This window comes from Flavobacterium movens (genome assembly GCF_039581425.1).
Taxonomy (GTDB): Bacteria; Bacteroidota; Bacteroidia; order Flavobacteriales; family Flavobacteriaceae; genus Flavobacterium; species Flavobacterium luteolum.
This window is the reverse complement of the sequence record NZ_JBCPXY010000008.1, coordinates 95,411-107,712: the sequence shown is the minus strand read 5'-3', so window position 1 is coordinate 107,712 and position 12,302 is coordinate 95,411. Positions and strand designations below refer to the sequence as shown.

The following is a 12,302-nucleotide window of genomic DNA, read 5'->3' as shown; positions in this document are numbered from 1 at the left end:
ATCATGAAAACGATAAAATTTAAATATATTTATATAGCTGTGGCACTGGCAGTTCTAGGATCTTGTTCTGAAGATTTTGTGACCACTAATCCGGAAGGAAAATTTGATACAAGTACTTATTTTTCTAACGAGCAGCAATGTTATGCTGCTTTAGTGGGGGTTTACGATCCATTGAGAAAAAATACAGGTGGTTTCGAAAACTTAGTAGCAATGCTAAATGCTGGTTCTGATGATTTTTATGCTGGTGGAGGTAGTTCTACAGATGGAACTGGGATTCAAAATTTCTCTACACACTCACTTTCTTCAATAACTATTCCAGCAAGTTACTGGAACGATCATTACCAAGGTATTTCTAGAGCAAATCTTTTGTTATTTAAATTGCCAGCAGCTAATATGAATGATGGAGTTAGAAAGAGATTTACTGCAGAAGCTAAGACATTACGTGCGTTTTACTATTTTAATTTAGTAAGAATGTTCAAAAACCTTGCTTTAGTTTTAGAGCCGTTAACTACAGAAACGATCTATAATCCAGAGCAAGTTGCACCAGAAGTAATTTATGCTCAAATCGAAAAAGATTTAACAGAAGCTATTGCAGATTTACCAAATACTGTAGTGGCAGATACTGAATCAGGAAGATTTAACAAAGGAGCAGCTCAGGCGCTTTTAGGAAAAGTGCTTTTGTTTGAAGGTAAAAAACCTCAAGCAGCGGCAATTTTAGCAGAAGTAAATGGTACCCCAGGAGGGACAAACCAATATGGTAATAAATTACTAGATAAGTTTAGCGATCTATGGGTAACATCAAACAAATTTAATGCTGAGTCATTAATCGAAGTATCTCACAGTAGTGCAGGAAACTCTGATTGGACTTTCTGGGGAAATGGTAGAGACGAAGGTAACTCTTTAAACATCATGGTTGGACCTAGAGGATATTCTAGACCAAAAGGCTCAGATGCACCAGATCTTCCAGCAGGGTGGGCTTTTAACGTTGCAACTCAAAAATTATATGATGCAATGCAAGGCGATCCACGTAAGGATGCTACAATTCTTGACTTAAAAGCATTAAAAGCAGCAGGAAAAGCAGATTATATTCCGGCTTATCAAGACACAGGATATTTCTTGAACAAATACCTTCCAAGACAATCAGATGTTAGTACAGGTGGTGGTAACTCAGAGTTGAACTACAAACAAAACTCTTATGTAATCAGACTTGCAGATACTTATTTGATGGAAGCAGAAGCTTTAGGATCAGGCCCAAGAGCTCAAGCATTACTTGACGCAGTTAGAGATAGAGTTGGATTACCTTCAGTTCCTGTAACATTAGCTGCTATCAAGCATGAAAGAAGAATGGAATTAGCAGGTGAAGGACATAGATTCTTTGATTTAGTAAGATGGGGAGATGCAGCAGCTGCATTATCTGATAGAGGTTTTGATGCAGGAACAGATGAGATTTTCCCAATTCCGTACACAGAACTTAATGGTACTAAATTGAAACAAAATCCTAACTATCAATAGTCTTACTAATTAACCAAAACAAAGAGAAATGAACCTAAATATATATTTAAGAAAAAGTGTATACCTAATGCTAGCTTTAGCATTAGGAACACTAAACAGCTGTAGCGAAGAAGTTAATGAAAACCCTCTTGTAGCTACAAATGTAGATCCTTCGTTTACAATTACACCAGTTGCAGGTGCTATGAATACTTATCTTCTTACAGCACAGCCTAAAGGAGTAATTCTTTCGCAATGGGATTTAGGCGATGGTGCGAGTAATGGAAAAATGAATCAGGTAATTTCTTTGCCAGATGCAGGAACATATACTATTACGCACATAGCCGTAGGAGCAGGAGCTGCAATGGCATCTTCTTCTCAGCAGATTGTAGTAGCGCAAACAGATCCAGCAAAAGGAAACTTGGTGCAAGGTGGAAATTTTGCAACAGCTGCCGATGTAGCTAAGTGGACTAGCGCACAATTAAGCCCTTCAGGCGCAGCTTTTTGGTCTTATGGTGCTAATGGTGCTACCATTCATTTACCAGGCGGAGGAGCTCAAGAAGGTATTTATCAAGCAATCGACGTTGTAAAAGACAGAGAGTATACTATTGATATGACAATTTCTTGCCCTAGCGGTTTAGATGAGACTTGGTTTGAAGTATATGCTGGTACATCAGCGCCAAAACCAGGTGTTGAATACAATGATAACGTAGTAATGGGAATAAGTACTTGGGATGGCTGTGGGACATCTAAATTTGCGGGAAGATTGTCTGCAATCGGCTGTAAGAAAAATAAAGTAACAGGAACAGTTACCAATGTTGTCAAATTCTCTGAAAGCGGAAAAATATATCTTTTAATTAGATCAGGAAGTAATAAAAGTACTAATGAGCCAATTACAATCAAAAAAGTTGAGTTCAGAGGAAAATAAAAAGTTAAGTTAAGTTTAAGTTTAAGTTTGGTTGTAAATAGCCCATAATCATTATGAGTATGGGCTATTTTTTAAATCCTTCAATGGTAGAACTCGATTTTGATTTCTTCTAAACTTCAATTTAAAATCATAATAATTGGAAGCGAATGAAAAAAAATAGCCTAAAAATTTTATGCCTTTTGTTTTCTGCTGCGGCATTTGCACAGCAGCCAAAAACAAAAAAAGAGTTTACAACCAACGGCAAAAAAATAACCGTTTACACTACCGCAGAAAACTCTAAATTGCGATTAACCACCACAGATAATTTGACTTTTTCTGCCGCAAAACAGCCTTTAGAAACTGAAACTTCTGTTTTTGTACAGCCAGCTAAAAAATTTCAGACTTTTATGGGAATCGGTGGAGCTATTACAGATGCGAGTGCCGAAATATTTGCAAAGCTTTCAAAAGAAAAACAAGCAGAATTCTTAGATGCCTACTACGATCAGCAAAAAGGAATTGGCTATTCTTTGCTAAGAACAACAATTCAAAGTTCTGATTTTAGCAGTGGAAGCTATTCTTATATCGAAGAAGGAGATAAAGAGCTGAAGACTTTTTCTATTGATCATGATAGACAATATCGTATTCCTTTAATAAAACAAGCCATTCAGAAAGCTGGTGGGAAATTGACAACATATGTTGCACCTTGGTCTCCAAATGCTTTTATGAAAAGCAATAAAAATGTATTAAAAGGCGGTACTCTACTTCCTGAATACTATCAGACTTGGGCAAATTTTTATGTAAAGTTTATTAAAGCTTATGAAAAAGAAGGTATTCCAATCTGGGGAACTTCTACGCAAAATGAGCCAATGGCAGTACAGACTTGGGAATCTTGTATTTACACAGCTGAAGCTGAAAGAGATTTCATCAAAAATTATCTTGGACCAACTTTGAAAAAAGAAAACCTTGGCAATAAAAAAATTATTGTTTGGGATCATAACCGTGATTTGATGAATTATCGTGCCAACGTAATTTATTCTGATCCTGAAGCAGCAAAATATGTGTGGGGAATGGGATTTCACTGGTACGAAACTTGGTCAGGCGGAGCACCAATGTTTGATAATGTTGGAAAAGTAAATGAAGCTTATCCTGATAAAAAATTGATGTTTACCGAAGGCTGCATCGAAAAATTTGACGCATCAAAATATCAATTTTGGGGTAATGCAGAACGTTACGGAATCAATATGATTCATGATTTTAATAACGGAACAGTTGCTTGGACAGACTGGAATATTCTTTTAGACCAGTTCGGAGGGCCTAATCATGTTGGAAATTTCTGTTTTGCACCAATTCATGCAGATACGACGACAGGAGAATTAATCTACACACCATCTTATTATTACATCGGACACTTTTCAAAGTTTATCCGTTTAGATGCTGTGCGAGTAAGTACTGCTGTAAGCAAAAGCGCTTTATTGAGTACCTCTTTTTTAAATGCTGACGGAACCATGGCAACTATTGTCATGAACCAATCAGCAAACGATCTTACTTATAATTTGATTATTGGAGATCAAAAGGCAGAAGTAAAAATTCCGCCACACGCTATACAAACACTTGTTTATTAATATTTTGTAGTAAAGTAATGAAGAGGACTAATTTGAATCATCCATCTTAGTCTTCTCTTGCTTTTAATTTTAAAACGATTATTTAAGCAACATGAAAGTTACCTCTCAAATATTTTTATCAGCCTTTATCTTAATGCAATTAAGCTGTTTTACTTCAAAAATGACAGCTCAAAAAAATAATAAAATAAAGGTTTATACTACTGCCGAAAATACCAATTTGAAATTGTCTTTATCAAATGATTTAATTTCAAAAAACAACACTACACAACAAAAAACATCAACAGTATCTATTTTAGTAAATACTGAAAAAACAGACCAAACTTTCCTTGGAATGGGAGGCGCAATTACCGATGCAAGTGCAGAAGTTTTTGCAAAATTATCGCCTAAAAAACAGCAGGAATTCTTAACTGCTTATTACGATAAAAATAAAGGTATTGGTTATACTTTGGCAAGAACAAACATTCACAGCTGTGATTTCAGCAGTGACAGCTATACTTATGTTTCTGAAGGAGACAAAGACCTAAAGACTTTCAATATTGACCACGATCGTAAATATAGAATTCCATTAATCAAAAAAGCAATTAAAACAGCCGGCGGGAAACTAACTTTATTTGTCAGCCCTTGGAGTCCCCCAGCTTTCATGAAAGACAATAACGATATTTTGCACGGCGGCGTTTTGTTGCCTGAGTTTGCTCCTGCTTGGGCATTGTATTATACAAAATTCATAAAAGAATATGAAAAAGAAGGAATTCCAATCTGGGGATTAACGGTTCAGAACGAGCCAATGGCAAAACAGAAATGGGAATCTTGTATTTATACTCCAGAAGCAGAAAGAGATTTTGTTAAAAATCATCTTGGACCAACTTTAGAAAAAGAAGGACTGGGTTCTAAAAATGTTATTATTTGGGATCATAACAGAGGAGATATGCTAACTAAAAGAGCCAATCTCGTTTTCTCAGATCCAGAAGTTTCTAAGTACGCATGGGGAATCGGATTTCATTGGTATGAAACGTGGAATGGTGGCCCGCCTCAATTCGAGTCTGTGGCAAAAGTGCACGAAGCATTTCCAAATAAAAATCTGCTTTTTACAGAAGGATGTATCGAAAAATTTGATGCTTCAAAATATCAGTTTTGGGGAAATGCAGAACGTTACGGAATCAACATGATTCATGATTTTAATAACGGAACAGTTGGTTGGACAGACTGGAATATTCTTTTAGACCAAAATGGAGGCCCAAACCATGTTGGAAATTTCTGTTTTGCTCCAATTCATGCCGATACTAGAAAAGATGAATTAATCTATACTCCAATGTATTATTATATTGGACATTTTTCAAAATTCATTAGACCAAATGCAAAAAGAGTATTAGAAACCGTAAACGGAGAATCTTTACTAAGTACTTCTTTTAAAAATTCTGACGGACAATTGATTACAATCGTAATGAATCAATCTGAAAATGCAGTTGTTTATTCTTTAGAAAATCAGAAAGAAAAAACAACCATTACAATTCCGGCACATGCTATACAAACCATTGTATATTAATTGCCATACTAACTAAAAAACCACATAAAATGAAATTTAATCTAAAGAATACCATAAAAGCATTTTTCTTTTTGGCAGCTGTAATGGCTCAAGTAAAATGCTCTTCTTCAAGTGATCCGGTAGAAAACCCGCCTGTAGATCCGCCAGTGGTAAATCCGCCAGTTGTGGTTACAAATGATGTTGATTTTTGGTTGACCAAAGGAAATCAAAGTGTTTTATTGGCCAAACAATCGGGAACATTAGGATTTGGCACAACAGCAAATGCCTATGCTAATATTGAAGTTAATGCTACTCAAAAATATCAGACCATTGATGGTTTCGGTTATACTTTAACTGGAGGAAGTGTCGACGTTATAAACCAATTAAACCCAACAAAAAGAACGGCTCTTTTACAGGAATTATTCGGAAATGGAGAAAACTCAATAGGAGTAAGTTATATTAGAATCAGTATCGGAGCTTCAGATTTAAATGCAACTCCTTTTACTTATAATGATCTTGCGGCTGGAGAAACAGATTTAAATCTAGATAAGTTTAGTTTAGAAAAAGACAAAAATCTAATTGCTATGCTAAAAGAAATTATAGCAATTAATCCTAAAATTTTAATCTTAGCAACTCCGTGGTCTGCACCTATTTGGATGAAAGATGTCGCTAGCTTTAAAGGAGGAAAACTGAAAACAGAATATTACGATGTTTACGCTAAATATTTTGTAAAATATATTCAGAAGATGAAAGCTGAAGGAATTACAATCGATGCAGTAACTCCTCAAAACGAGCCTTTGCATGACGGAAACAATCCAAGTATGTACATGTCTGCAACAGATCAGGCAAGTTTTATTAAAAATAGTTTAGGACCTGCATTTAAAACTGCAAATTTAAGCGTAAAAATTATTGCTTACGATCACAATTGCGATAATCCAAATTATCCAAAAGCAATCTTGGCAGATGCAGATGCTTTTCCTTTTGTAGACGGATCGGCGTTCCATTTATATGCTGGAGATATTAGTGCACTAACCAACGTTTTCAATTCTTACCCAACCAAAAATGTATATTTTACAGAGCAATGGACTTCTTCTGATGGGAAATTTGATGGTGATTTAAAATGGCATCTTCGCAATGTAATTATTGGATCAATGAGAAATTACAGCAAAAATGCCTTAGAATGGAATGTCGCAAACAATGCAAATTTTGGACCTCACACAGATGGAGGTTGCAACATGTGTAAAGGTGCTATAACTATAACGTCAGGTGATAGTTTTGAGCGCAATGTAGCATATTATATTATTGCACATGCTTCAAAATTTGTTCCAATGGGATCTACTAGAATTGAAAGCAATTCTGGTGGGAGTTTACAAAACGTAGCGTTTATTACGCCTTCGGGTTCTAAAGTATTGATTGTTGAAAATGATGGTTCTGCAACAGAAACTTTCAATATTAAATTTAACGGGAAATGGGTAACAACTTCGCTAGAAGCGGGATCAGTTGGGACTTATACTTGGAAATAAATTTAGACAAAATTCGATATGAAAAAAATAATTTTAACACTACAGCTTCTAGTTTCGATAGCTTCTTTTGGACAAGGTTTCTTGCATAGAGACGGACAAAAAATTGTTGACGGTAATGGCAAAAATGTTCTTTTAAGAGGTTTAGGCCTTGGCGGATGGATGGTGCAGGAAGGTTATATGTTAAAGACACAGCCATTTGCAAGTCCGCAATATCAAATTAAACAGAAAATTCAAGATGTAATTGGCGAAGAAGGAACAAAAGAATTCTATGCTGCCTATAAAGCAAACGGAATTACAAAACGAGATATTGATTCGTTGGCAAAATGGGGTTTCAATTCTATTCGTCTTCCGATGCATTACAATCTGTATACACCACCTATTGAGCAAGAAAAAAATGGTGAAATCACTTGGATAGAAGAGGGGTTTACCATGACCGATAATCTACTGAAATGGTGTGCAGAAAATAAAATATATCTGATTTTAGATTTGCATGCCGCTCCTGGAGGACAAGGAAATGATGCTGCAATTTCGGATTTTGACACAACAAAACCAGCACTTTGGCAGAGCGAAGCCAATCAGAAAAAAATGATTGCGCTTTGGAAAAAATTGGCTTCTCGTTATCGAGATAATCCATGGATTGGGGCTTACGATATTATCAATGAACCGAATTGGAATTTTACAGGATCAAACAAAAATGGCTGTGATGAAAATTCAAACGGACCTTTAAGAGATTTAATGGTTGCGGTTACAAAAGCCATTCGCGAAGTAGATACCAATCATTTAATTTTTATTGAAGGAAACTGCTGGGGAAATAACTACAACGGAATTTTTCCTTTATGGGATGATAATTTGGCTTTAAGTTTTCATAAATATTGGAACTATAATGACAAGGCTTCTATCGAAAAGATGCTTGAGTACAGAGAAAAATACAATGTGCCAATCTGGATGGGAGAAAGCGGAGAGAATTCTAATGTCTGGTTTAAGGATGTTTTAACTTTGGTTGAAAGCCATAATATTGGTTGGGCATTTTGGCCAATGAAAAAAATAGACAATATCGCAGGAGTAGCTTCTGTTGCCAAAATTCCTGAATATGATGTTTTGCTGAAATATTGGAAAGATGGCGGACAGAAACCATCTCCAGAATTTGCAAAAAAGACGTTGATGAAAATGACAGACAATTACAAAATGGAAAACGTAACTGTTAAGCCAGATGTGGTAGATGCCATGTTCAGACAAGTACAGACAGATGATACCAAACCATACAAGAAGAATGCAGTTCCTGGTAAAATTGCGGCAACTCATTACGATTTAGGAACCAACGGAAAAGCATATTCAGATACTGATTTTGTAAATTATAGATCGGTAACTGGAAAAGACGATCAATGGAATCGTGGCAACAGCATGAGAAATGATGGAGTTGATATTTTGCCATGCAAAGACAAAGATTCAAATGGTTACCAAGTTTCATTTATCGAAGATGGAGAATGGACTCAATATACTGTTGATGCAAAAGAAGGAACTTACAATGTTGCGATTCGTTATTCTAGCGAAAAAGCAGAAGGAAAATTATATCTAGAAATAGATGGAGTAAAATCAAAAGAAATTACTCTTCCTGCTACGGGAGGAAATGATAAGTGGAAAACAATTGTTTTATCGAATGTTGCATTGAAATCAGGTTCAAATAAAGTGAAAGCTGTATTTGAAAAAGGAGGTTTTAATCTGAATTATTTTGACTTTGTCATGAACAAAACAAAAAAATAGCAGAAAATAATATTTATCTTGATATTCAATTTATTAACTAAACCATTTAAATAATAAAAAGATGAAAACAATCAATCTCGCAAATAGAGCAGGAGTATTTACTTTATTGCTATTATTTGTATTTCAGTCTTGCAGCAGTAATAATGATACAAGAGAAACCCCTGTAGAGGTAGCTCCCGATAAAATTTCTGTTCAAGTTGATGTAGTTGGAAAAACTGCCGAAATGACAAATGGAGACGGAAGCGGAAAAATTAATTTAAAGATTGACGCTCCTAATGCAAAGTCATATAAAGTTGTGGTAAATAATGAAACAAAAGAGCTTACAACTAGCAATTTTTCATATGAGTTTACGCAGCCAGGAACAAAAAGCTATACGATTGATGTTACGGCATTTAATGGAATAAAATACACTAATACTTCTACAACCGTAAATATTTTCGTAGCCAGAAAATTAATCTGGTCAGACGAATTTAATACAGATGGAGCGCCAGATACTTCAAAATGGGGCTATGATTTAGGAAATGGAAACGGTTTTGGGAATAACGAATTACAATATTACACAAACCGCTCTGAAAATGTAAAAATCGAAAATGGACTTTTAAAGATTACAGCAATCAAAGAAAGTTATCAAGGAAGCCAATATACTTCGACAAGAATGCTGACAAAAGGAAAATTTTCTTTTAAGTATGGAAGAGCAGAAGTTCGTGCGAAATTGCCAGTTGGCGGCGGGACATGGCCAGCTTTTTGGCTATTGGGAGACAATATAGAAACGGCAGGATGGCCTTTGTGCGGAGAAATTGATATTTTAGAATCAGTTGGGAACAATCCAAATGTAATTCATTCATCATTGCATTCTCCGGGACGTTCAGGAAATACACCAGACACCAAAACAACAACAGCTCCAAACTCAACAACCGAGTTTCATATTTATGCCGCTGAATGGGATGCTGAAAACATCAAATTTTTTGTAGACGATAATTTATTTTACACTTATAAAAACTCAAGCACAACACCTTTTAATGCCAAATTCTTTGTGATTCTAAATTTAGCAATGGGAGGGAATTTTGGAGGAACTGTAGATCCAAATTTCAAAAATGCAACCTATGAAATTGATTATGTAAGAGTATACAATTAACATAACTTTTTAATAGATTTTTTTCTTTAAAGTCACGTAAACACTAGCTTTACAAGATTAAAATTTTTTAACATGAAAAAGATAAACAAACTTGTTTTTGCAGTAATGCTGCTTTTAACCGTGAACTCATTTTTTGGTCAAAATTTAAAAATAATGACCTATAACATTCGTCTGGATGTTGCCTCAGATGGAGAAAATGCATGGCCAAAACGAAAGGACTATTTTACATCTCAAATCGGGTTTTATAGTCCAGATATTTTTGGAGCTCAGGAAGCAACACCAAACCAAGTTTTAGATATTGCATCGGCTCTGCCAAATTATAGCAGATTTGGAGTAGGAAGAGACACAGGAGGACTAGGAGAGGCTTGTACGATTTACTATAAAAAAGATCGTTTTAAAGTAGAACAGTCTAATACGTTCTGGTTATCTGAAACTCCAAACGTAGTTTCAAAAGGATGGGATGCAGCCTATAACAGGGTTTGCACTTACGGACTTTTTAAAGATTTAAAAACTAAAAAATTATTCTGGGTTTTCAATCTGCACTTAGATCATATTGGTGAAGAAGCAAGAGTGAAAGGCGTACAGCTTGTTCTTTCTAAAATTAAGGAACTAAACACTAAAAATTATCCAGCTTTTTTAATGGGTGATTTCAACTCAGAACCGGATACAAAACAGATTGCCGAAATCAAAAAAATAATGAATGATACTAGAGATGTTTCAAAAGAAAAACCTTTTGGACCTTCAGGAACTTTCAACGATTTCAAACATAATGAACCCGTAACAACATTATTAGACTACATTTTTATCTCAAAAAATAGTGGTTTAACTGTTCAAAAACACGCAGTGTTAAGTGATTCTAAAGATTTAAAATATCCATCAGATCATTTGCCTGTCTTAATAGAAATAGATTAAAAATGAAAAACATCAACAAAAAACTTCAAATCCTGATTTTACTGCCGCTAATTGCGATGCAGTTTAATTGCGGATCTTCAAAAAGTGTTACTTCCAATTCTGGAAAAGTAGAGTCTTGGATTACTACTACAGATGAAACTTCAAAACTTAAAAAACAAACTGACTTAGTTTTTAGTTCAGAGACAAATTCAAATCAGACAATCGAGATTAATCCAGCTGAGAAATTTCAAACCATCGAAGGTTTCGGATTTTCATTAACGGGCGGAAGTGCTCAGGCCATTAAAAAACTAGATAAATCAAAAAGAGAGGCCTTGCTTCAGGAATTGTTTTCTAGAAAAAATGACGCAATCGGTTTAAGTTATTTAAGAATCAGTATTGGAGCATCAGATTTGAATGAAAAAGTTTTTTCGTATGATGATATGCCAGAAGGACAAACAGATATGAATTTGGAACACTTTAATCTTGGTCCAGATTTAGATGATGTAATTCCGGTTTTAAAAGAGATTTTAGCCATAAATCCTAAAATTAAAATAATGGGTTCTCCGTGGTCTCCTCCAGTTTGGATGAAAGATAACGGAAGCTCAAAAGGCGGAAGCTTACAGCCAAAATACTATGGAGTTTACGCTCAGTATTTTGTAAAATATATTCAAGCAATGAAATCTCACGGAATTGTTATTGACGCAATTACGCCTCAAAACGAACCATTGCACCCAGGAAACAATCCGAGTTTGTTAATGCTGGCAGAACAGCAAGCTGACTTTATTGGGAATCATTTAGGTCCCGCTTTCGCGAAAGCAGGAATCAAAACCAAAATTATTGTTTACGATCACAACTGCAACAAACCAGAATATCCTTTGACGATTTTAAGAGACCCAAAGGCAAATCCATTTGTAACAGGATCGGCTTTTCACTTATACGAAGGAGATATTAGTGCTTTGACTACTGTGCATAACGAATTTCCAAATAAAGATTTGTATTTTACAGAACAATATACAGGATCGGGAACCAATTTTGAAACAGACTTAAAATGGAGCGTGAAAAATGTAGTAATTGGTTCTATGAGAAACTGGAGTAAAAATGCACTTTCGTGGGGATTGGCAAATGATGAATTCTATAAGCCTTTTACGCCAGGAGGATGCTCAACTTGCAAAGGAGCTTTAATGATTGATCAAAATCAAAATATCAAAAGAGAAGTAGGATATTATATTATCGGACATGCTTCTAAATTTGTTCCAGAAGGTTCAGTAAGAATTGGAAGTAATATTGCGGGAAGCTTATACAATGTGGCTTTCAAAACTCCATCAGGACAAACCGTTTTAATTGTAGAAAATGATGGAGCTTCAGTTGCAACATTTAATATTAAATACAACCAAAAACAAACTACAGCCACTTTAAACGCAGGTGCAGTAGCAACTTACGTTTGGTAAACAAC

General features: G+C 35.2%; 9 protein-coding genes. All 9 read left to right on the top strand.

The genetic code is table 11. From position 1 onward, the window contains the following. Nucleotides 1–3 precede the first annotated feature (3 nt). On the top strand, nucleotides 4–1,512 hold the full coding sequence (locus tag AAYQ05_RS15440; protein ID WP_343544322.1) for a RagB/SusD family nutrient uptake outer membrane protein: 1,509 nt from the start codon (nucleotides 4–6) through the stop codon (nucleotides 1,510–1,512). Nucleotides 1,513–1,540: 28 nt separating this feature from the next. Then, entirely contained in the window at nucleotides 1,541–2,416 is an 876-nt protein-coding gene (locus AAYQ05_RS15435) for a hypothetical protein (protein WP_343544321.1), read from the top strand. 146 nt (nucleotides 2,417–2,562) lie between these two features. Continuing rightward, a complete protein-coding gene (locus AAYQ05_RS15430) occupies nucleotides 2,563–4,017 on the top strand; it encodes a glycoside hydrolase family 30 protein (protein ID WP_343544320.1) in 1,455 nt (484 codons plus the stop codon). Nucleotides 4,018–4,177: 160 nt separating this feature from the next. Further along, entirely contained in the window at nucleotides 4,178–5,560 is a 1,383-nt protein-coding gene (locus tag AAYQ05_RS15425) for a glycoside hydrolase family 30 protein (RefSeq protein WP_445709718.1), read from the top strand. Between the two features lie 29 nt (nucleotides 5,561–5,589). Then, nucleotides 5,590–7,062: a glycoside hydrolase family 30 protein gene (locus AAYQ05_RS15420; RefSeq protein ID WP_343544318.1), complete on the top strand. Its 1,473-nt coding sequence runs from the start codon at nucleotides 5,590–5,592 to the stop codon at nucleotides 7,060–7,062. 18 nt (nucleotides 7,063–7,080) lie between these two features. Next, nucleotides 7,081–8,823, top strand: coding sequence for a cellulase family glycosylhydrolase (locus tag AAYQ05_RS15415; protein WP_343544317.1), 1,743 nt, complete (start codon nucleotides 7,081–7,083; stop codon nucleotides 8,821–8,823). A gap of 61 nt (nucleotides 8,824–8,884) precedes the next feature. Beyond that, nucleotides 8,885–9,958 carry a glycoside hydrolase family 16 protein gene (locus tag AAYQ05_RS15410; RefSeq protein WP_343544316.1) on the top strand — a complete coding sequence of 358 codons (1,074 nt, stop codon included), beginning with the start codon at nucleotides 8,885–8,887 and terminating at the stop codon, nucleotides 9,956–9,958. A 72-nt stretch (nucleotides 9,959–10,030) separates the two neighbouring features. Beyond that, on the top strand, nucleotides 10,031–10,870 hold the full coding sequence (locus tag AAYQ05_RS15405; RefSeq protein ID WP_343544315.1) for an endonuclease/exonuclease/phosphatase family protein: 840 nt from the start codon (nucleotides 10,031–10,033) through the stop codon (nucleotides 10,868–10,870). A 2-nt stretch (nucleotides 10,871–10,872) separates the two neighbouring features. Further along, nucleotides 10,873–12,297 carry a glycoside hydrolase family 30 protein gene (locus AAYQ05_RS15400; RefSeq protein ID WP_343544314.1) on the top strand — a complete coding sequence of 475 codons (1,425 nt, stop codon included), beginning with the start codon at nucleotides 10,873–10,875 and terminating at the stop codon, nucleotides 12,295–12,297. Nucleotides 12,298–12,302 lie beyond the last annotated feature (5 nt).

Excerpts from the sequence above, each read along its gene's own strand:
- AAYQ05_RS15440 (WP_343544322.1), top strand. The coding sequence starts at position 4 with ATGAAAACGATAAAATTTAAATATATTTATATAGCTGTGGCACTGGCA.
- AAYQ05_RS15435 (WP_343544321.1), top strand. The coding sequence starts at position 1,541 with ATGAACCTAAATATATATTTAAGAAAAAGTGTATACCTAATGCTAGCT.
- AAYQ05_RS15430 (WP_343544320.1), top strand. The coding sequence starts at position 2,563 with ATGAAAAAAAATAGCCTAAAAATTTTATGCCTTTTGTTTTCTGCTGCG.
- AAYQ05_RS15425 (WP_445709718.1), top strand. The coding sequence starts at position 4,178 with ATGACAGCTCAAAAAAATAATAAAATAAAGGTTTATACTACTGCCGAA.
- AAYQ05_RS15420 (WP_343544318.1), top strand. The coding sequence starts at position 5,590 with ATGAAATTTAATCTAAAGAATACCATAAAAGCATTTTTCTTTTTGGCA.
- AAYQ05_RS15415 (WP_343544317.1), top strand. The coding sequence starts at position 7,081 with ATGAAAAAAATAATTTTAACACTACAGCTTCTAGTTTCGATAGCTTCT.
- AAYQ05_RS15410 (WP_343544316.1), top strand. The coding sequence starts at position 8,885 with ATGAAAACAATCAATCTCGCAAATAGAGCAGGAGTATTTACTTTATTG.
- AAYQ05_RS15405 (WP_343544315.1), top strand. The coding sequence starts at position 10,031 with ATGAAAAAGATAAACAAACTTGTTTTTGCAGTAATGCTGCTTTTAACC.
- AAYQ05_RS15400 (WP_343544314.1), top strand. The coding sequence starts at position 10,873 with ATGAAAAACATCAACAAAAAACTTCAAATCCTGATTTTACTGCCGCTA.